Below are 19,244 nucleotides of genomic sequence, written 5' to 3'. Positions count from 1 at the left end.
GTGGAACCTTTGTGCCTGGGCGGCAGTTTTTTTAGGCGCGAGGCAAGGCGTTCGCCGCGGCGGGGAGAGACCGGCGCGATGCGGGCGGGCGGCGGGGCCGGCCTGGCTCAGGCCCTTGGCTTCTCCAGCAGGATCTGTCCCTGCTTCTCGACGCCGATCTTCAGCTTCTCGGCGAAGACGGCGAGCATCCAGGGTAGCGTCACTTCGACGCGCACCAGGGCGTCCTCGACATCCAGCCGCCCATGGACGGTGTGACCGAGCGCCGCGACGCCGAAATACAGGCTGTCGCCTTCCCAGCGCTCCTCGACGAGCTGCATCTTGACCATGCCGAGCCGGTCGCGGATGCGGTCGATGCCGCCCCGCAGGCGATCCAGCGCAGCTGCGCGGCCGAGATCATGCGAGATGGTGATCGAGACAGGCTTCGCCATGGCATTCCGGAAGAGGTTTCGGTTCACGGGGCTTGCCTGCACATGGCAACGGCGCCGGAGGATGTCCAGCGCCGGTGCAGCGATCGGCAGGTTTCCGGGCCCGCGCTTCAGATCCGCGCCAGCCCGTCCGAGGCCAAAGAGGCGGATCAGCTCCGCTCGCTCAGCCGCTTCTGACCTGTTTCGGTGACACGCCAGATCGAGCCGTCGGACTTGACCAGGCCGCGGCCTTCCAGAGCGTGAAGCATGGTTTCATCGAAGATGAAATGCCGGGTTTCTTCCTCGATGCTCTCGAGCGCGATCCATTCGGGATCCGAGAGGATGGAGGGATGCGCGATCTGGAGGTGCTGAACGTGCATAAGCGTCTCCTTCTCGTTTGATGCCCCTGTTGCAGGCTCAGATCGCATCCAATCTTGACGCGGTGATGGCCGAAACATCCTGCATCGATGACGGTGCGTTTTTCTGCCTCGGGCGGAACCCATCTTCCGATCGCCGGTTCACCTCGTAACCCTGTCCAGAAACGGAGTGTTCCCGATGGCGATGACCAACAGCTTCCCGCCCGATGTGCCGAAGGATGCGGAGGAGATGCGCGAGGAGGCGGGTGCCACCGTGCGCAGCCTGCGCAGCAAGGCGAGCGAGATGGCCGACAAGGCCGGCGAGGTGGTCAAGGACCATTACACCCGCGCGAAAGAGGCCGTGACCGATGCCGTCAGCGAGGCCGATCCGATGGAGACGGCCCGTCAGGGTGGGCAGGCCGTGGCCGGCGCCGTCGGGCGGCACCCGCTGGCGGCTTTCGGGCTCGGTGCGCTGAGCGTCGGGCTGATCGCCTGGGCTGCCTTGCGCAGCCGTGAGCCTGCTTCGCGCTGGGAACGCTACCAGCCGGATTACGGACGCTGGCGTAGCTGGCTGCAAGACCAGGGATCGGAAGCGGCCGATGCCGGGAATCAGGTGTTGCGGGCCGGCGGCAAATGGCTGCGCTCCCAGCGGGGCCAGGTCGACGACTATGCCGACCAGGCCAGCGACTATGCGGCGCGGGCACGCGGCTATGCCGATCTCGGCGGGCGCATGCTGGCGAAGCGGGCCGAACGCGAGCCGGTGGCGGCGCTGATCGGCCTGGGGCTTGCCGTTTATGTGATCGGTTCGCTGTTGACGTCGGCCTCGGTCAGCGAGCCGGCCACGGCTCCGGCGCGCAAGCGGGCCGCGCGGCGCTGACGTTTTCCGATAGGCCACAAAAAAAGTCCTGCGACGCCGAGCGCCGCAGGACCGGGATATCCTGGAAGAAGGAGGTGCCTTCCGAAAGAAGGCGCCTCGCTATCTCACCACCAGTAGCCACGGCGGCCGTAATAACCACGGCCGTAGTAAGCGCGGTTGTCGGCGGCAACGAGGGCGCCGCCGATGACGCCGGCGGCCACGCCGGCCGCAACCGCATTGCCGGTCTCGTTCGAGGCCCGGCGATTCTCGACATAGTTCGCCGAACGGCACTGCTGGTAGGCGCGGGTGCCGGGGCGGAAGCCCTGGGACTCGCAGGTGACTTCCGCGTCGGCCATCGATTCCTGCGCGGTCTGGCAACCGGCGAGAAGAGCGGCCATCGCACCAACGATCAAAATGCTACGCATTATTTATTCCTTTTCAGCCTCCCATTGGCCTGCTGGAGACTTAAGAGCAGCCGCGTTGGCAGGTCAAGAATGGGCATCGTGTTTGAGTTAAGTTCGCACGGCTGTTTTGTGACAATAGTGTCGTATCCGGTTCTTGGCGGGAGGCGGCGAAGGTCTTCCGCTTTGGAGACTTGCAACCGTCAGCCGCCGGAGCATTTCCCGATTGGCGTCGGGCTTGCTTTTGTGTCAAAGCGGCGGATCATGCGTTCGATACCTCCGAGAGAGACCATCCGGCCGTGACGATGAAGCCGCGTTTCCTGATCCTTCTGCCCATGCTTCTGCTCGGCGCCTGCGCCTACCAGACCTCGCGCACCAGCATCGTGGTGGTCACCAACACGCAGGGCGTGATCGAGAACTGCCAGAAGCTCGGCGAGATCGACGGCGATTCGGGTTTCGGTTCGGTCGTGCCGCTCGACAAGATGCGCGAGCTGACGCTGAACCGGCTGAAGATTCGCGGCGCCGATATGGGCGGCACGCATGTCTTCTCCGAAGTCGCCGACATCAAATGGGCCGGCGGCAAGACGACCGGCACCGTCTACAAGTGCAATCCGGGCTAGGGTTTCGCCTCCGGCTGCTACGGCGACGATGCTGTGACGCTTCATTCCTCTCGCTTCCCGCCGATCGCTGGGTGACAGCCCGGATCAAAGCGGCAAAGCGGAGCGAAACCGTCCTTTATTCGAAGGACCGGCGCGGCGAGCGGACAATCGCGCCGCGAGGCGGGCTCATCCCTTCAGCAGCCATTCGTGCTCGGCCGCGTTGTGGAATTTCCAGCTCCGCTTCGGGCCGGCCATCACATTGAGATAATAGAGATCGTAGCCGTGGCAGGTGGCGCAGGGGTGATAGCCCTTGGGCACCAGCACCACGTCGCCGTCCTCGATGGCCATGGCCTCGTCGAGGCTGCGGTCGTCGGTATAGACGCGTTGGAAGCCGAAGCCCTGGGGCGGGTTGAGGCGGTGGTAGTAGGTCTCTTCCAGATAGGTTTCGCGCGGCAGGTCGTCCTGGTCGTGCTTGTGCGGCGGATAGCTCGAGGTGTTGCCGGCGGGCGTGATGACCTCGACGACGAGCAGCGAATCGGCAGGTTCGGTCTCTGGCAGGATATTGGTGACATGGCGGGTGTTCGAGCCCTTGCCACGGACCTCCTGACCGAGATCGTCGGGGCGGATGACGCGCACGGGAAGTCCGCCGCCGAGACCCGGTGCCGTGCAGACCGCGAGTTCCAGATCGGTGGTGGCGGTGACGGACCAGGCGGAGCCTTCCGGGAGATAGACCGACCAGGGCTTGCCCTCGAAAGGGCTCATGCGCTGGCCGAGTTCGCCGAGGTTCTCGCCGCCGGCCGTGGCCTTGCCCTTGCCGGTGACGAAGACGAGGCAGGTCTCGCGGTCGCCGGTCTGCGCCGAAACGGTCTCGCCCGGCTTCAGGCGATGCAGGTCGAAGCCGACATAGGTCCAGCCGGCGCTTTCCGGCGTGACATGGGTGACGCGGCCATGGCTGCCGTTGGGCTTGACCTTGAGACGGGACATCGGTGCTTCCTCAAGCAGTCGTGTTCAATCAGGGCGTCATTCCGGGCGCAGCGCAGCGGAGGCCCGGAATCCATCATAAAGCGCATCGGCCTCCGATGGATTCCGGATCGGCGCCGCTTTCGCGGCTTGTCCGGAATGACGGTGGAGGATGTTCAGGCCAGCCCGGCTTCCTGGATGAAGCGCACCAGATTGGCATGCCCCAGCTTGGCATAGGCCGCGGGCTCGGCCTTTTTCGGGTCCTGCTCGGCCTCGACCACGATCCAGCCGGAATAGCCCTGCAGCTCCCTGAGCACGCGGACATAGTCGATCAGCCCGTCACCAGGCACGGTGTAGACGCCGGCGAGCACGGATTCGAGGAAGGACCAGTCCTCGCGATTCGAGCGCCACATCACGGCTTCGCGGATGTCCTTGCAGTGGACATGGTGGATGCGCGCCTTCCAGTGGCGGGCGATGCGGGCGGGATCGCCACCGCCCCAGGTGGCATGGCCGGTGTCGAGCAGGAGGCCCACGGCAGGGCCGGTGACGCCCATGAAGCGGTCGATCTCGGCCTCGGTCTGCACGACCGTGCCCATATGGTGGTGATAGACGAGCTGGAGGCCGTATTCCGCTTTCAGCGCTTCGGCGAAGTTGGTGTAGCGCGCGCCGAACTCGTCCCAGCGCGTCTTCGGCAGGACGGGCCTGGCCGAGAGCGGCTTGGCGATGTCGGAATGGATCGCGTTCGAGGTCTCGGCCGCGATCAGGACCGAGCAGCCCATGTCGCGCAGCAGCGTCGCATGAGCCTTCACCGCTTCCATTTCGGCAGCGACGTCGCGGACGAGCAGTTCGGTGGAATACCAGCCGGAGACCAGGGCATGGCCGTGGGCATCCAGGATCGGCTTGAGCTTGCCGGCCTCGCGCGGAAACTTGTTGCCGAGTTCCATGCCGGTGAAGCCGGCCTCGCGGGCTTGCTTCAGGCAGGTCTCGAGCGGGATGTCGCCGCCGATCTCCAGCATGTCGTCATTCGACCAGCCGATGGGGTTCGCGCCGATGCGGATCATGTCAGGGGTCTTTCTCGCCTATAGGAACGGCTTCAATTGCCGATGTTCTGGTGTTTGCGCAGCTTCTCATAACTCGCCCGCGCCGCGCGGACCTGCTCGCGCTCGCTGACCTCCGGCACCGCCACATCCCACCAGGCGCCGCCGGCTCCGGTCGAGATCAGCGGGTCGGTGTCGATGACCACGACGGTGGTGCGGGCGTTGGCCTTGGCCTGCGCCAGCGCGGCTTCGAGCTCGGCGATGGAGGCCGCCTTCACCGCGATCGCGCCCATGCTGGCAGCGTGCTGGACGAAGTCGATCTCCGGCAGGGTCTCGTGCCGGCAGTCCTTGAGCAGGTTGTTGAAGCTCTGGCCGCCGGTCGCCATCTGCAGGCGGTTGATGCAGCCGAAGCCCCGATTGTCGAGCAGGACGATGGTGAGCTTGAGGCCGAGCATCACCGAGGTCGTGATCTCGGAATTCAGCATGAGATAGGAGCCGTCGCCGACCATGACGACGACCTCCTTGTCGGGCCGCGCCATCTTGGCTCCGAGCCCGCCGGCGATCTCGTAGCCCATGCAGGAGAAGCCGTATTCGGCATGGTAGGAGCCGGGCGCGCCGGCCTGCCAGAGCTTGTGCAATTCGCCGGGCAGGCCGCCTGCTGCATGGAGCAGGATGACGTCCGAGCCGAGCGTGCGCTGGACCGCGCCGATGACCTGCGCATCCGAGGGCAGGGCGGCGTTGCTGGCTCCGGTCGCCTGATCTGCTTCCTTCCGCCACTCGGCCTTGCCGGACCTGGCATTGGCGGTCCAGCTTTCCGGGGCCTTCCAGCTGCCGATGGCTTCGGCCAGCTCGGCCAAGCCCTCGCGGGCGTCGGCAACCAGCGGCAGGGCACGGTGCTTGCCGGCGTCGAAGGGCTGGACGTTGAGGCCGATGATCGTCTTTCCGGCAGCGCCGAACAGCGTCCAGGAGCCGGTGGTGAAGTCCTGCAGGCGCGAACCGACCGCGAGGATCAAGTCGGCTTCCGCCGCGAGACGATTCGCGGCCGCGGTGCCGGTCACGCCGACGGCCGCCATGTTCAATGGATGATTGTCCGGTAGGGAGGACTTGCCCCCTTGCGTCTCGCAGACCGGAATGCCGGTCGCGGCGGAGAAGCGGGCCAATTCGTCACTCGCGCCGGAATAGAGCACGCCGCCGCCGGCGACGATCAGCGGCTTCTTCGCAGATTTCAGGGCGTCGGCTGCGGCCTTGAGTTCGGCGCGGTCGGCGCGCGGACGGCGCGGCGTCCAGAGACGCTCGTCGAAGAAACTCTCTGGGTAATCGTAAGCTTCGGCCTGCACATCCTGGCAGAGCGCGAGCGTGACCGGGCCGCATTCGGCGGGATCGGTCAGCACCTGCATGGCGCGGGTCAGCGCCGGGATGATCTGCTCGGGCCGAGTGATGCGGTCGAAATAGCGCGAGACGGGCTTGAAGCAGTCATTGGCCGAAACCGTGCCGTCACCGAAATCCTCGACCTGCTGCAGGACGGGATCGGGAATGCGGTTGGCGAAGACGTCGCCCGGCAGCAGCAGCACCGGCAGGCGGTTGACATGAGCGAGCGCCGCGGCCGTGACGAGGTTGGTCGCGCCGGGGCCGATCGAGGTGGTCGCAGCCATGAAGCGGCGGCGCATGTTCGCCTTGGCATAGGCGATCGCCGCATGGGCCATCGCCTGCTCGTTATGGGCGCGGAAGGTCGGCAGGCGTTCGCGCTCATGCCAGAGCGCCTCGCCGAGTCCGGCGACATTGCCATGGCCGAAGATCGCCCAGACGCCACCAAAGATCGGCAGGCGCTGCCCGTCGATCTCGGTCATCTGCGCGGCGAGGAAGCGCGTCAGCGCCTGCGCCATGGTGAGGCGGACGGTGCTCATGATCTGTCTCCGAGACGGAAGCTATGCCGCCTTGCGGCCGCGCGTGGCAAGCCAGAGGCCGGTCAGCGCTTCGAAGCGCCTGGCCATGTCGGCGATGGCCGCTTCATCGTCGAGCTTGCCGGAAAGCCAACCTTCCGCCGCGTTCATGAAGATGGTGCGGCCGACGGCGAAGCCCTTGACGATCGGGGCGCTGGCCGTGGCGGCAAAGCCGGCCTCCAGCTCCTCGGCGGGAGCATCGAGTCCGAGCAGCAGCACGCCGCGGCACCAGGGATCGTGCCTCGCGATGGTTCTCTCGATGGCGGCCCAGGCGGCGGCTGAGGATTGCGGCTCGAGCTTCCACCAGTCGGGCTTGATGCCCAGCGCGTAGAGCTCTTCCAGCGCGCGAGCGACGGTGTCGGATCCGAGCGGGCCGTTCTTGCCGGCGATGATCTCGACCAGCAATTCGCGGCCGACCTTGCGCGCCGCCTCGAACAGCCCGCGCAGCTTCTCCTGCTGCTCGCGCTTCAGCTCGGGCGCATCGTCCGGATGGTAGAAGCACAGGCACTTGATGCAGTGATCGACCGGCCATTCCGGCAGGAGCGAACCGATATCCTGGCTCGTCTCGAAGCGCAGCGGGCGCGAGCCCGGCAATTCGACCGGGCGGCCGAGCCAGGAGAAGGGGTGGCGGGCGAATTCGAACAGCGCTTCGCGGCCATGCTTCTCGTCGAGCAGCATGCCGTAGCCGGGGCGGCCATCGGCGACGCGGGCCGCGGCCTTGACCGCCAGAACCTTGAAGTCGCGGATGCGGGCCGGGTCGGCACCGAGCTTGTCGGCGAGCTCTTCCAGTTGGGAGCGATGGTCGCAGGCAAATGCCATCAGCGAGGGGATGTCGCGCCGGCGTGTCGTCGCCCAGTGGATGTGGTTGATGTCCTCATCCTTGCGCAGGGCGCGATGCGGGCTGCCGTTCTTGAGAAAGTACTGAAGCTCCTCGAAGGTCGGAATCTCCGGCGCGCAGAGCAGGCGCGAAACGGCGAAGGCGCCGCAGGCATTGGCCCAGGTCGCGGCGGTAGCGAGGCTCTCTCCGCCGAGCCATCCGCGCAGGAAGCCGGACATGAAGGCGTCGCCGGCACCGAGGACATTGTAGACCTCGATCGGAAAGCCCTTGCCGACGATGCCGTCCTCCAGATCCTCCGAGATCGCCCCCTCATAGACGATGCAGCCCATCGGGCCGCGCTTGAGCACGATGGTCGCTGGCGTCAGCGCGCGGATCGTCTTCAGCGCCTGAAGGAGCTCGCTCTCGCCGGAGGCGATCAGCACCTCCTCCTCCGTGCCGACGATCAGGTCGCAGCCGGGCAGGACCGTCTTCATCCGCTCGGAGACGGCCTGCGAGGCGATATAGCGGTTGTCGCCGGCATCGTGCCCGGCAAGGCCCCAGAGATTGGGTCGGTAGTCGATGTCGAGCACGACCTTGCCGCCGTTCTCGCGCATCAGCTTCATCGCCTTACGCTGAGCGGCCTCTGGCTTGGCCTGAGCGAAATGCGTGCCGGTGACGACGACGGCGCGGGCGCGGGCGATGAAGGCCGGGTCGATATCGCCTTCCTCCAGCGCGATGTCGGCGCAGTTGTCGCGGTAGAACAGCAACGGGAAGGATTTGTCGCTCTCGACCGAGAGGATGGCCAGCGCGGTGAGCCGTTCGGGGTCGGTCTTGAGGCCGTCGAGATTGACGCCCTCACGCGCGAGCTGCTCGCGCAGAAAGCGGCCGAACTGCTCGTTGCCGACGCGGGTGAGCAGGGCGGAGCGCAGGCCAAGCCGCGCCGTGCCGATGGCGATGTTGGCCGGGCAGCCGCCGACCGACTTAGCGAAGGAGGTGACATCCTCCAGCCGCGAGCCGATCTGCTGGCCGTAGAGATCGACCGAGGCGCGGCCGATGGTGATGACGTCGAGCGCCTGCGCCGATCCGCTGAGCGGTCCCGTCATATGCTCCTCCCGGCTGCGATGCTTCTCAGGCCGAACGGCCCTGGCTGCCGGCATGAAATAATAATTCCATTATTTCGTCAATGCGGAATGGATATTCCTATGCTTTTCCAAGCTGGCTGCGGCGGCGGCTCCTGCCGCGGCCGTCGCGGCGCGCCTCGCCGATGCCGACGGTCAGCGCCATCGCCAGCGCCATGGTCGAGGCCAGCGTCCGGAAGCCGCCGAAATCGGCTTCCGCGACCTCGAACCAGAGCTGCGCGAAGCTCGCGAGCGGCGAGAAGGCGCTGTCGGTGATGGCGACGAGCGGCACGCCGCGCTCGGCGAGGCCGCGGGCATCCTCGACGGTGGCCGGCGCATAGGGCGAGAAGCTGACGACGAGCACGGCGTCTTTCGGCGTGGCGAAGGCGATCATCTCGGGGTCGAGCCCGGCCGCCGATTCGACGAGCTGGTAGCGCACGCCGAGCTTGCCGAACGCATAGGCGAGATAGCTCGCGATGGGGTAGGAGCGACGGCGGGCGAGGATGTAGATGGTCTCGGCGCCGGCCAGCAGTTCGATCGCCCGGTCGAGCGTCCCCTCGTCGAGGCTGCGGCTCATCACATCCAGCGATTTGCGCGAGGCGGTGAGGAAACCGTCGAGAATGTGATGGTTGCCGGCCGGGCCTTCGCCGCTCCGCAAGGTGCTGAGGCGTTCCTCGTAGCTGGAATTGCGCTCGCGCAGGCGCTCCCGGAAGACGCCCTGCAGGCTGGTGAAGCCGTCGAAGCCGAGATGCTGGGCGAAGCGAATCAGCGTCGAGGGCTGGACACCGGCGGAAACGGCGATGCTGGCCGCGGTGCCGAAAGCGATTTCGTCGGGATTGTCGAGCGCATAGGCGGCGATCTGCGCGATGCGTTTGGGCAAACTCTCACGCTGGGCGAGGATCAGTGTGCGCAGGCCGTCGAAATCACGCGGCAGTTCCGTCGTCGCCATATCGCTCATGCGTCGTTCGTGCTCGCGGCGGATTCTCTATGCGCGACAGTTCTGGCAGCGATGACGAAATGGAGCAAGCGTTCCAATGGGGGAATGAACAGTCGATGGAGAGAGGGGGAACGTCATGCTCGGGCCTGACCTGAGCAGCTCTTGCCGGGGGCGGTTCCTGCGCCTCTTCCTGCCAGAGATTCTCGGGTCTCCGCTCCGCTTCGCCCGAGAATGACGCGAATGCTCTTGTTCAACCCAGCGGAGCGGTGGCGCAGCTCTGGCCGCCATCGACCGGCAGGCAGACGCCCGTGATGAATTTCGCCTCGTCCGAAGCCAGGAAGATCGCGGCGTTGGCGATGTCCCAGGCGGTGCCCATCTGGCCGAGCGGCACCAGCGCATTGCGGGCGGCGACCATCTCCTCGACGGAAGCGTATTGCGAGGAGATCTGCTTGTAGATCAGCGGCGTGTCGATCAGCCCGGGCATGATGCAGTTCGCCCGGATGCCCTGCCTGGCGTACTGCATCGCGAGCGCGACCGTCGCCTGGTTCACCGCCGCCTTGGTCGCGTAATAGGCGAAGTAGGGATAGCCGGTCCAGCGGATGGCGGCGAGCGAGGAGATGTTCACGATGGCGCCGCCGCCACCCTTCAGCATCTCCGGGATCGCGGCCTTAGCGCAGCGATAGACCGAGCCGAGATTGAGCTGGAGCGAAGCGTTGAACTGCTCCTCCGACAATTCGACCGGGCCGCCCATATGGGTGACGCCGACATTGTTGTGGAGGATGTCGATGCGGCCGAAATGCCGGGCGGTTTCGGCGACGCAGGCCTCGACCGAGGCGAGATCGGTGACATTGGCGGCGAGCGCCAAGGCCTTGCCGCCTTCGCCGGCGATGATCGCGGCGGTTTCCTCGGCGGCCTCGCGGTTCAGGTCGATGCAGGCGACGCTGGCGCCCTCGCGGGCGAAGGCTACGGCCGCGGCCTTGCCATTGCCCCAGCCGGGCCCGGAGGAACCGGCGCCGAAGACGATGGCGATCTTGCCCTTCAGCCGGTCGGCCATGGTCATAATCCGCAGTTCATAGAGAGAGTGTCATTCCGGGCGGAGCGAAGCGGAGACCCGGAATCCATCATAGGGCGATGCGCTCTACGATGGATTCCGGGTCGGCGCCGCTAACGCGGCTTGCCCGGAATGACGGGGTTCATATGCGAGACGCCGATCAGCTCAGCGAGCTGCCGACGGCCTTTTCCAGGATCGCCCAGGCCTCGTCGCCGTATTTCTTCTTCCATTCGGCGTAGAAGCCGGCCTTGCGCAGCGCCTCGCGGAAGGCTTCGGCCTTGGTCTCGTTGATGGCCATGCCCTTGGAGGCGAGCTCGCCCTGCAAGCCGGCATTGAGCTTGGCGACGTCGTCGCGCTCCAGCAGCGCGGCGGCGTTGATGTTCTTGGCGACGATGGCGCGCAGGTCTTCCGGCAGCTTCTCCCAGGCGCGACGGTTCGCCAGGAACCAGAAGCCGTCCCACATATGGTTGGTCAGCGAGAGGTACTTCTGCACCTCGAACAGCTTCGCGGTCGAGATGATCGCGAGTGGGTTCTCCTGGCCGTCGACGATCTTGGTCTGCAGCGCGGTATAGACCTCGGCGAAGTTGATCGAGGCCGGGGCCGACTGGAAGGCGGTGAACATCGAGGTCCAGAGCGGCGAGACCGGCACGCGGATCTTGAAGCCCTTGAGGTCTTCGGGCGTGGCGACCGGGCCCTTGGACGAGGTGATCTGGCGGAAGCCGTTGTCCCAGATCTTGTCCATGACGACGAGATTGGCCTTGTTGATCTGGCCGCGGACATAGGCGCCGAGCTCGCCGTCCATCGCCTTCCAGACGGCGTCGTAGTTCGGGAAGGCGAAGCCGATGCCCGAGAGCGAGGCGTTGGCGACCAGTGTCGAGAGGATCAGCGGCGAGAGCGTGAAGAACTCGACACCGCCCGAGCGCACCTGGCTCAGCATGTCCGTGTCGGAGCCGAGCTGGTTGTTCGGGAAGATCTGGATGTCGACGCGGCCCTTGGTCTCTTCCTTGATCTTGGCCACAGCCTCGTTGGCGCGCATGTTCATCGGGTGCGCGACGGGCAGGTTGTTGGCGTATTTATAGGTGAACTCGGCGGCCTGGGCGTTGGCGCGGCCGATATGGAAGGTGCCGATGGCGGAGGCGGCGGCTGTCGCCTGGAGCAAGGTGCGGCGCGAGATGGTCATGGGCGTTTTCTCCTTGAGAGCGTCTGTTGTTTGTTTCTTGTGGTTGGCGGTGAGCTTCACAGCACCCAGGTCGAGAGGCCGGGGACGAGGGCGATGACGACGAGGCCGACGAGGAGCGCGATGAGATAGGGCCAGATCGCGCCCATCGCCTCGTCGGGCGAGACGTTGCCGATCTTGCAGGCGATGTAGAAGCCGATGCCGATCGGCGGCGCCATCAGGCCGATATTCATCGCAGTGACCACGACCATCGCATAGTGCACGTCGTTGATGCCGAGGCTCTTGGCGATCGGGAACATCAGGGGCGCCAGCAGCACGATCGCCGGCAGGCCTTCCAGCACGCAGCCGAGGATCATGAAGACGACGATCGACACCGCCATGAAGCCGAGCCAGCCGCCGGGCAGGTTCGCCATGAAGGTGGCGAGGTCGCGGGCGAAGCCGGTCTGGGTCAGCGCCCAGGCCATGGCGAGCGCCGTGCCGAGAATGACGAGGATCGCGCCGGAGAGGGCCGCCGTCTCGACCAGCATCTGGTAGAACTTGCGCGGGCTGATGCCGCCATACAGCACGATGCCGATGACCAGGGCATAGAGCACGGCGATGGTCGAGACCTCGGTCGCGGTTGCGACGCCGCCGCCGACTGCGGCGCGGATGATGAAGGGCAGGACGAGCGCGGGAGCGGCGACGAGCGCGACCTTGCCGATCACCGCGAGCGGGGCGCGGCGCACGCCTTTCATGTCCTCCGCCGCTGCTTTCCAGCGGGCGAGGCCGGCGAGCGCCACCAGCAGCACGCCGGCGATGACGAAGCCCGCATTGAACAGGCCGGCGATCGAGACGCCGGCGACGGAGCCGAGCACGATCAGCACGATCGAGGGCGGCACGGTGTCGGCCATCGCGGCGCCGGTGGAGAGCAGCGCGATCAGATCCTTGGGCTTGTAGCCGCGCCGCTTCATCTCCGGGAAGAGCGCGGGGGCGACCGTCGCCATGTCCGAGACCTTGGAGCCCGAAATCCCGGAGACGAGATAGAGCGAGCCCAACAGGACATAGGACATGCCGGCGCGGACATGGCCGAGCAGCGAGGCCAGGAAATCGACGATGGCCTTGCCCATGCCGGTGGCGTCGAGGATGCAGCCGAGCAGGACGAAGATCGGCACGGAGAGCAGGATGAGGCTCGACATGCCCTCGTCCATCCGCCCGATCATCACGAGCATCGGGACGTTGGTCGAGAAGGCGAGGAAGGCGAGCGTCCCCAGCCCGAAGCAGAAGGCGATCGGCACGCCCGCGACGAGGCAGGCGGCGACGACGCCGATCAGGAAGATCAGGATGTTGTAGTAGCCGAGGCCCTTGAGCGTCGGCCCGAGCAGCCAGAAGGCGAGGCCGAAGCCGCCGATAATTGCGGCCGCAGCGGCGATGTCGACGAGGCGCGCGGTCTTGAAGAGATAGCGCAGGGTCAGCAGCCCCATCAGCACGATGCCGACGGCGATGGCCGAGACGCGCCAGCTCACGGGAATGTTGAGCGCGGCGGAGGTGACGTAGCTCTCTTCCACCGCATATTCGATGGCCGGATCGACCATCGCGGCCAGGAAGGCGGCGACGGCGGTCAGCGCCAGCGTCTCGGTGAACTCGCGCAGGCGCGGGGGCATCATGCCGACGAAGAGCGTCAGGCGCAGATGCTCGTTGCGGTCGACGGCGATGGCGGCGCCGAGCATGGCGAGCCAGATGAAGGCGATCGAGGCGACCTCGTCGACCCAGACGAAGGGCAGCGCGAAGACATAGCGCGAGACGACGCCGAGCAGCAGCACGCCGATGATGAAGGCGACCAGCGCGGCTGCGACCATCTCGACCGGGCGCATGATGGCGGAGCCCGGGCGCGCATCCGCGTTCTCGCTCAGGTTCTCAGGAATCGTCAGGGTATCGGCGATATCGCTCATGCGCCGGCCTCAGATGCCGGTCGCAAGATCGTCGCGCGTCCTACCGGACGCGACGTGACGATCTAGCCTTTTGCTTTGGCATCGGATTCTCCCGAAAAGCGCGTTCCGCTTTTCGGTCCGATGCTCAAGGCGCAATCCGCCCGTGATGCAGGATGCCCAAAGGGCCATCGTTCCGTTCCTCCCTTCGCGCCGATCTTGTGTGTCGCCGGCGTCGATTGTGGTCCACACTGTGAATAGCCAGGCAGCGGGACGGCCGGCAGATTACACGAGGGGTGCGGCATTGCAATCCGCAAAGCGCCCATCTAGGGTTGGGATACAAGAATAAGGTCCATATTATGGACTATCTGGAGGAGCGCTTGCCGCAGAATTCCGCGCCCGAAGCCGGCCTGTCCGGCTCGCAGAGCGTCGACCGGGCGCTCGGGCTGCTCTCGCTGATCGGGCGGGAGCCGGCCGAAGGCCTGCCGCTAGGCGAGATCGTTTCAGGCAGCGGGCTCAACAAGCCGACGACGCGGCGCCTGCTGCTGGCCTTGATGCGCGCGGGCCTGGTCGAGCAGGAGCCGCAGACGCGGCGCTATTGCCTGGGCGAGGAGGCCTTCGTGCTCGGCGTGCTGGCGGCGCGGCGCCACGGCCTGCTCGAAATCGCGATGGACGGCCTGCGCCGGTTGTCGGCGGAAACGCAGGATACGAGCTTCCTGACCGTCCGGCGCGAGAATTACGCGATCTGCCTGCATCGCGAGGAGGGGACGTACCCGGTGCGGACCCACGCCTTGCAGGCGGGCGACCAGCATCCGCTCGGGGTCGGCGCCGGTTCGCTCGCGATGCTGGCGGCCCTGCCCGACGATGATGTGGACCGGGTGATCGCGGCGAACGAAGCCGTGCTGCTGGCGCGCTATCCGGGCTTCGCGCCGGATGCCTTGCGGGTCGATATCGCCGAGACGCGCGCGCGCGGCTTCTCGCTCAATCCCGGCCGGCTCGTCGCCAGTTCATGGGGCATCGGGCGGGCCTTCCGCTATCCGGACGGGCGGGTCGCGGGCGCTTTGTCCATCGCCGCGATCGACAGCCGGATGGCGCCAAGCCGACAGGCGGAGCTTGCCGTGCCGCTGGCGCGCGAGGCCGAGCGCATGGAAGCGCTCCTGGCCGAGATGTTCGTATCCAAACGGGCCGGCAGGCCCATGGCGGCCGCTGTGCCGCGATCCATCGAGACAGGGAGAGCCGCAAGATGAGCTCTGCAACAGCCGCCCCGACCGGGGGCGTCGTGCCGATGACCCGGCGCGTGATGAACCTCGCCCATATCGCGACGCAAAATGCGCGGCGCTTGGCCGCGCATCCCGCTTTCATCTGGGGCGACAAGACGCTCGACTGGGCCGAGATCGATGCGCAGGTCTCGGCGCTTTCCGCGGGTTTGAAGGCGCGCGGCATCGGCAAGGGCGACCGCCTGCTCGTCCATTCCAAGAATTGCGACGCGATGTTCGTCTCGATGTTCGCGACCTTCCGGCTCGGCGCCGTCTGGGTGCCCACGAATTTCCGCCTGCTGCCGGACGAGGTCGCCTATCTCGCCACGGCCTCCGGCGCCAAGGGCTTCCTCTGCCATGGCGATTTCCCTGAGCATGCCGCGGCGGTCGCGGCTGCGAGCCCGGCGCCGGAATTCACCTGGCGAATCGGCGGGGGCGCGTTCGGCGAGGACGAGGTCGGCGCCGTCATCGCGCGTCATCGCGGCGAGAGGGTCGAAAATGCTGCGGTCGAGCATGACGATCCCTGCTGGTTCTTCTTCACCTCCGGCACGACCGGGCGCTCCAAGGCCGCCGTGCTGACCCATGGCCAGATGGGCTTCGTGATCACCAACCATCTCTGCGACCTCGTGCCGGGCTCGACCGAAAAAGACGCGTCGCTGGTGGTGGCGCCGCTTTCGCATGGCGCCGGCGTGCACCAGCTCATGATCTCGGCGCGCGGCGCGACCTCGATCCTGCTGCCGACCGAGCGCTTCGATATCGACGAGGCCTATCGGCTGATCGCCAAGCATCGCATCAGCAACATCTTCACCGTGCCGACGATCCTGAAGATGCTGGTCGAGCACCCCGCCGCCGACCAGCACGATCATTCGAGCCTGCGCTACATCATCTATGCGGGCGCGCCGATGTATCGCGAGGACCAGAAGGCGGCACTGAAGAAGCTCGGCAAGGTGATCGTGCAGTATTTCGGGCTGGGCGAGGTCACCGGCAACATCACCGTTCTGCCGCCGGCCCTGCACGAGGCCGAGGACGGGCCGAATGCCCGCGTCGGTACCTGCGGCTTCGAGCGCACGGGCATGCAGGTGCAGATCCAGGACGAAGCGGGCCGGGAGGTCGAGCCCGGCGTGCAGGGCGAGATCTGCGTGATCGGGCCGGCCGTCTTCGCCGGCTATTACGATAACCCGGACGCCAATGCGAAGTCGTTCCGTAACGGCTGGTTCCGCACCGGCGACCTTGGCCATATGGACGCTGAGGGCTTCGTCTACATCACCGGCCGGGCCTCGGACATGTACATCTCCGGTGGCTCGAACATCTATCCGCGCGAGATCGAGGAGAAGATCCTGACCCATCCGGCGATCGCCGAAGTCGCCGTGCTCGGCGTGCCCGACCCGGTCTGGGGCGAGATCGGCATTGCGGTCTGCGTCAACCGGCCCGGCCAGCACGCGACCGAAGCCGAGATCGCGGATTTCCTGTCGCCCAAGATCGCCCGCTACAAGATGCCGAAGCGTTTCCTGTTCTGGGAGGCCCTGCCGAAATCGGGCTATGGCAAGGTGCCGAAGCGCCTCGTCAAGGACGAGCTGGAAAAGCGCGGCGAGCTAGACTTCCTGAAGGGGAAGGCGTCGTGAGGCGGATCGAGCAGCCGGGCACTGGCACACCCGAACGCATCCAGTGGGTGGAATGCGGCGGGCGCGCCTTCTCGCTGACGCTGCCGGCTGGCGTGCCATTGCTCGAGGCGGTGAGGGACGGCTTCGCGGCCGAGGGCTTCACCTCGGGTGTGGTGAAGCTCGACGGGCTGAAGCTCGCGCCTTTCGCCTATGTAATGCCGGCGCTGTCGAAGACGCCGGAGCATGCGGCGTTCTATAGCGAGACCTTCCGGCCTGAGGGCGGGGCGCGGATCGAGGTCGGCGCGATGACCTTCGGCCAGCGCGACGGGGCGCCGTTCTTCCATGCGCATGCCTTGTGGGTGGAAGGAGACGGCAAGCGCAGCGGCGGGCATATTCTCCCGGAGGAGACGACCGTGGCCGAGACGATCACGCTGCAGGCGGTGGGACTCGACGGCGCGGCGTTCGTGGCCGAGCCGGACAGCGAGACCCATTTCAAGCTGTTCGGGCCGGTGGCGGCGTCGGCAGGTGGCGCCGGGGATGGGCGCTTCTTCGCGTTGCGCGTGAAGCCGAATGTCGATTTCTGCGGGGCGCTGGAAGCGTTCTGTGCCGAGCACGGCGTCCGCAAGGCTGTTATCCATGGCGGGGTCGGCTCGACCATCGGGGCGCGGTTCGTCGATGGCGGGTTGGTCGAGAATTTCGCGACGGAGGTCGCCATCACCGATGGTCGGATCGCTCCGGGCGTGGGGGGCTTCGAAGCAGCAATCGATGTCGCGCTGGTCGACTATAGCGGCGCGCTGGCGAGCGGGCGGTTGGTTCGGGGCGACAACCCGGTGCTGATGACCTTCGAACTGGTGCTGGAGGCGCGCTGACGGCTCTTCAGAGCCCGCGGGGAACCCTCTCCCGGAGGGAGAGGGCAGGGTGAGGGGTAGGCCGCTCACCGTGTTTGCCGTGAGGTGGTCGCTGCGTAGCGGTGAGGTCGCAGTTCACTGCTCCAGGGGCCTACACCTCACCCCTACCCCTCTCCTTATAGGAGAGGGGTTCCCGCGCTCTTCCGGCTCGTTGTCAGCCTTTTCAACCGCCCTTCTGCTTCGCGATCTCCCGGTTGCGCAGATCCTTGCGCATGATCTTGCCGGTTGCGGTCAGCGGCAATTCCGTCACGAACTCGACCTCGCGCGGGTACTGGTAGGCTGCCAGCCGGTCGCGCACGAAGGCCTGGATTTCGGTCGCCAGGTCCGCCGTCGGCGTCACATCCGGCTTCGGCAGGACGAAGGCCTTGACGATCTCGGTGCGGACGGGATCGGGCACGCCGACGACCGCGACCATCAGCACGGCCGGGTGGCGGATGATGCAGTCCTCTATATCGCCGGGGCCGATGCGGTAGGAGCCCGAGGAAATGATGTCGTCGTCGCGGCCCTGGAACCAGAAATAGCCGTCCTCGTCGCGGGCGCCGCTATCGCCGGTGACAAGCCAGTCGCCGATGAATTTCGCCGCCGTGGCCTCGGGCTGGTTCCAGTATTCCAGCATCATCACCGGATCGGGCCGCGCAACCGCGATCAGTCCCTGCTCGCCATCGGGCAATTCCTGGCCCTCGGGGGAGATCACTGCGACGCGGTGGCCCGGCACGGCGCGGCCCATCGAGCCGGGCTTCACGGGATAGAGGCTCGCGCAGTTGGCGACGAGCAGGTTCGCCTCGGTCTGGCCGTAGAATTCGTTGATCGGGAAGCCGAAGGTCTCGCGGCTCCAGTCGAGCATGTCGGCGCCGAGCGTCTCGCCGCCGGTGCCGATCGAGCGCATCGCGTAGCCGAAGCGCTTGGGATCACGGACCTGCCGCATCAGCTTGAGCGCGGTCGGCGGCAGGAAGGCGTTGCGGACCTTGTGCCGCGCCATCAACGCGAAGGCGGCCTCGGGATCGAATTTGCGGGCACGGGAGGCCAGTACGGGAACACCGCAATAGAGGCTGGGCAGGAGCACATCGAGCAGGCCGCCGATCCAGGCCCAGTCGGCCGGTGTCCAGAACAGGTCGCCCGGTTGCGGGAAGAAGTCCTGCGGCATCTGCACGCCCGGCAGATGGCCGAGCAGGACGCGATGCGCGTGCAGGGCGCCCTTCGGTTTACCGGTGGTGCCGGAGGTGTAGATGATCACGGCCGGGTCGTCGGCGCGCGTATCAGCTGCGGTGAAACGGTCGGAGGCCTTCGCCATCTCCGCTTCGAAATCGAGATGGCCGGCGCCGCCGACGACGAAGATCTTGCGCAGGTTCGGGAGGGCGTCGCGGATCGCCTCGACCTTGCCGATATTCTCAACGTCGGTGACCAGCACGCTGGCGCCGCTATGGCCGAGGCGGTGTTCCAGCGCCTCCGGGCCGAACAGGATGAAGAGCGGCAGGGCGATCGCGCCGCGCTTATAGGCGCCGAGATGGGCGATAGCGGTCTGCGGCGATTGCGGCAGGAGGATGCCGACGCGTTCGCCCGACCCGATGCCGTGATGGGCGAGGAGGTTGGCGAAGCGGTTCGAGGCGCGGGATAGCTCGTCGAAGGAGAGCGTCGCGAGTTTTCCGCCGTCCTCCTCGAAGATCAGCGCGGGCTTGCCGGTGCCGTCGGCATGCGCGTCCGAGCAGGCCGTGCCGATATTGAAGCGCTCGGGGATGCGCCAGGCGAAGCGGCGCAACGTGTCGTCGTAGGTGGTGCCGCGTTCGAGCATGTCGGGCCTCGGCGTTCTGGCAGAGCCTCGATTAGGCGTGCGACGCGGTGAACTGGCAAGCTGCGGACAGGCTCATCGGATTTTGGGAGAAGGGCACCCTGCTCTGAAATCGTGAAAGGGTCGCGGCGATACT

17 protein-coding genes are annotated in these 19,244 nt (G+C 66.5%); 5 read left to right on the top strand and 12 right to left on the bottom strand.

The annotated features are described in order from the left end of the window. Nucleotides 1-107 precede the first annotated feature (107 nt). Both GY40_RS06955 and GY40_RS06950 read right to left on the bottom strand, forming a co-directional pair. Nucleotides 108-428 carry a polyhydroxyalkanoic acid system family protein gene (locus tag GY40_RS06955; protein ID WP_038359722.1) on the bottom strand — a complete coding sequence of 107 codons (321 nt, stop codon included), beginning with the start codon at nucleotides 426-428 and terminating at the stop codon, nucleotides 108-110. A 146-nt stretch (nucleotides 429-574) separates the two neighbouring features. Continuing rightward, complete coding sequence (locus GY40_RS06950) at nucleotides 575-784, bottom strand: hypothetical protein (protein ID WP_038359720.1); 210 nt, start codon at nucleotides 782-784, stop codon at nucleotides 575-577. Between the two features lie 175 nt (nucleotides 785-959). On the opposite strand from GY40_RS06950, the gene GY40_RS06945 reads away from it, so the two are divergent. Beyond that, the gene (locus GY40_RS06945) at nucleotides 960-1,637 is read left to right on the top strand and encodes a hypothetical protein (RefSeq protein WP_038359717.1); all 678 of its coding nucleotides are present in this window, start codon (nucleotides 960-962) and stop codon (nucleotides 1,635-1,637) included. 104 nt (nucleotides 1,638-1,741) lie between these two features. On the opposite strand, the gene GY40_RS06940 is transcribed toward GY40_RS06945, so the two are convergent. After that, nucleotides 1,742-2,041: a hypothetical protein gene (locus GY40_RS06940; protein WP_038359716.1), complete on the bottom strand. Its 300-nt coding sequence runs from the start codon at nucleotides 2,039-2,041 to the stop codon at nucleotides 1,742-1,744. 281 nt (nucleotides 2,042-2,322) lie between these two features. Here GY40_RS06940 and GY40_RS06935 point away from each other — a divergent pair, with 281 nt between their 5' ends. Beyond that, on the top strand, nucleotides 2,323-2,637 hold the full coding sequence (locus tag GY40_RS06935) for a DUF4156 domain-containing protein (protein WP_038359714.1): 315 nt from the start codon (nucleotides 2,323-2,325) through the stop codon (nucleotides 2,635-2,637). A 165-nt stretch (nucleotides 2,638-2,802) separates the two neighbouring features. Here GY40_RS06935 and iolB read toward each other — a convergent pair whose 3' ends face one another. The 8 genes from iolB to GY40_RS06895 form a co-directional block, all read right to left on the bottom strand. Next, the gene (gene iolB / locus GY40_RS06930; protein ID WP_038359711.1) at nucleotides 2,803-3,600 is read right to left on the bottom strand and encodes a 5-deoxy-glucuronate isomerase; all 798 of its coding nucleotides are present in this window, start codon (nucleotides 3,598-3,600) and stop codon (nucleotides 2,803-2,805) included. A gap of 152 nt (nucleotides 3,601-3,752) precedes the next feature. Then, nucleotides 3,753-4,637: a myo-inosose-2 dehydratase gene (gene iolE / locus GY40_RS06925; RefSeq protein ID WP_038359709.1), complete on the bottom strand. Its 885-nt coding sequence runs from the start codon at nucleotides 4,635-4,637 to the stop codon at nucleotides 3,753-3,755. Between the two features lie 32 nt (nucleotides 4,638-4,669). Continuing rightward, a complete protein-coding gene (iolD, locus tag GY40_RS06920) occupies nucleotides 4,670-6,520 on the bottom strand; it encodes a 3D-(3,5/4)-trihydroxycyclohexane-1,2-dione acylhydrolase (decyclizing) (protein ID WP_156115889.1) in 1,851 nt (616 codons plus the stop codon). Nucleotides 6,521-6,538: 18 nt separating this feature from the next. Beyond that, nucleotides 6,539-8,473 (bottom strand): bifunctional 5-dehydro-2-deoxygluconokinase/5-dehydro-2-deoxyphosphogluconate aldolase, encoded by a 1,935-nt coding sequence (iolC, locus tag GY40_RS06915; protein WP_038359703.1) that lies wholly within the window; start codon nucleotides 8,471-8,473, stop codon nucleotides 6,539-6,541. A 97-nt stretch (nucleotides 8,474-8,570) separates the two neighbouring features. Next, nucleotides 8,571-9,446, bottom strand: a complete 876-nt coding sequence (locus GY40_RS06910) for a MurR/RpiR family transcriptional regulator (protein WP_051987586.1) — start codon at nucleotides 9,444-9,446, stop codon at nucleotides 8,571-8,573. A 229-nt stretch (nucleotides 9,447-9,675) separates the two neighbouring features. Beyond that, on the bottom strand, nucleotides 9,676-10,479 hold the full coding sequence (locus GY40_RS06905; RefSeq protein ID WP_038360369.1) for an SDR family NAD(P)-dependent oxidoreductase: 804 nt from the start codon (nucleotides 10,477-10,479) through the stop codon (nucleotides 9,676-9,678). A gap of 157 nt (nucleotides 10,480-10,636) precedes the next feature. Then, complete coding sequence (locus GY40_RS06900; RefSeq protein ID WP_038359701.1) at nucleotides 10,637-11,656, bottom strand: TRAP transporter substrate-binding protein; 1,020 nt, start codon at nucleotides 11,654-11,656, stop codon at nucleotides 10,637-10,639. A 56-nt stretch (nucleotides 11,657-11,712) separates the two neighbouring features. Beyond that, nucleotides 11,713-13,581 (bottom strand): TRAP transporter large permease, encoded by a 1,869-nt coding sequence (locus GY40_RS06895; protein WP_038359699.1) that lies wholly within the window; start codon nucleotides 13,579-13,581, stop codon nucleotides 11,713-11,715. Nucleotides 13,582-13,916: 335 nt separating this feature from the next. Between GY40_RS06895 and GY40_RS06890 the strand changes: the two genes are divergently transcribed. The 3 genes from GY40_RS06890 to GY40_RS06880 are packed head-to-tail and all read left to right on the top strand — an operon-like array spanning nucleotide 13,917 to nucleotide 17,283. Further along, entirely contained in the window at nucleotides 13,917-14,804 is an 888-nt protein-coding gene (locus GY40_RS06890; protein WP_051987585.1) for an IclR family transcriptional regulator, read from the top strand. Then, nucleotides 14,801-16,435 (top strand): acyl-CoA synthetase, encoded by a 1,635-nt coding sequence (locus tag GY40_RS06885; RefSeq protein ID WP_081925195.1) that lies wholly within the window; start codon nucleotides 14,801-14,803, stop codon nucleotides 16,433-16,435. The genes GY40_RS06890 and GY40_RS06885 overlap by 4 nt, the downstream gene beginning before the upstream one ends. Then, the gene (locus GY40_RS06880) at nucleotides 16,432-17,283 is read left to right on the top strand and encodes a PCC domain-containing protein (RefSeq protein ID WP_038359697.1); all 852 of its coding nucleotides are present in this window, start codon (nucleotides 16,432-16,434) and stop codon (nucleotides 17,281-17,283) included. The genes GY40_RS06885 and GY40_RS06880 overlap by 4 nt, the downstream gene beginning before the upstream one ends. 202 nt (nucleotides 17,284-17,485) lie before the next feature. Here the strand turns inward: GY40_RS06880 and GY40_RS06875 are convergent, their stop codons facing one another. Further along, nucleotides 17,486-19,111 carry an acyl-CoA synthetase gene (locus tag GY40_RS06875; protein WP_038359696.1) on the bottom strand — a complete coding sequence of 542 codons (1,626 nt, stop codon included), beginning with the start codon at nucleotides 19,109-19,111 and terminating at the stop codon, nucleotides 17,486-17,488. Nucleotides 19,112-19,244 lie beyond the last annotated feature (133 nt).

Origin of the sequence: Allobosea sp. UNC402CLCol (genome assembly GCF_000745475.1) — a bacterium.
Lineage (GTDB): Bacteria > Pseudomonadota > Alphaproteobacteria > Rhizobiales > Beijerinckiaceae > Allobosea > Allobosea spartocytisi.
Note: the sequence above shows the minus strand (reverse complement) of the source record. Positions and strands in the feature narration are given on the sequence as shown.

Bases quoted from the DNA above. Each gene is read 5' to 3' on its own strand.
- GY40_RS06955 (WP_038359722.1), bottom strand. From the start codon at position 428: ATGGCGAAGCCTGTCTCGATCACCATCTCGCATGATCTCGGCCGCGCA.
- GY40_RS06950 (WP_038359720.1), bottom strand. From the start codon at position 784: ATGCACGTTCAGCACCTCCAGATCGCGCATCCCTCCATCCTCTCGGAT.
- GY40_RS06945 (WP_038359717.1), top strand. From the start codon at position 960: ATGGCGATGACCAACAGCTTCCCGCCCGATGTGCCGAAGGATGCGGAG.
- GY40_RS06940 (WP_038359716.1), bottom strand. From the start codon at position 2,041: ATGCGTAGCATTTTGATCGTTGGTGCGATGGCCGCTCTTCTCGCCGGT.
- GY40_RS06935 (WP_038359714.1), top strand. From the start codon at position 2,323: ATGAAGCCGCGTTTCCTGATCCTTCTGCCCATGCTTCTGCTCGGCGCC.
- iolB (WP_038359711.1), bottom strand. From the start codon at position 3,600: ATGTCCCGTCTCAAGGTCAAGCCCAACGGCAGCCATGGCCGCGTCACC.
- iolE (WP_038359709.1), bottom strand. From the start codon at position 4,637: ATGATCCGCATCGGCGCGAACCCCATCGGCTGGTCGAATGACGACATG.
- iolC (WP_038359703.1), bottom strand. From the start codon at position 8,473: ATGACGGGACCGCTCAGCGGATCGGCGCAGGCGCTCGACGTCATCACC.
- GY40_RS06910 (WP_051987586.1), bottom strand. From the start codon at position 9,446: ATGAGCGATATGGCGACGACGGAACTGCCGCGTGATTTCGACGGCCTG.
- GY40_RS06905 (WP_038360369.1), bottom strand. From the start codon at position 10,479: ATGGCCGACCGGCTGAAGGGCAAGATCGCCATCGTCTTCGGCGCCGGT.
- GY40_RS06900 (WP_038359701.1), bottom strand. From the start codon at position 11,656: ATGACCATCTCGCGCCGCACCTTGCTCCAGGCGACAGCCGCCGCCTCC.
- GY40_RS06895 (WP_038359699.1), bottom strand. From the start codon at position 13,581: ATGAGCGATATCGCCGATACCCTGACGATTCCTGAGAACCTGAGCGAG.
- GY40_RS06890 (WP_051987585.1), top strand. From the start codon at position 13,917: ATGGACTATCTGGAGGAGCGCTTGCCGCAGAATTCCGCGCCCGAAGCC.
- GY40_RS06885 (WP_081925195.1), top strand. From the start codon at position 14,801: ATGAGCTCTGCAACAGCCGCCCCGACCGGGGGCGTCGTGCCGATGACC.
- GY40_RS06875 (WP_038359696.1), bottom strand. From the start codon at position 19,111: ATGCTCGAACGCGGCACCACCTACGACGACACGTTGCGCCGCTTCGCC.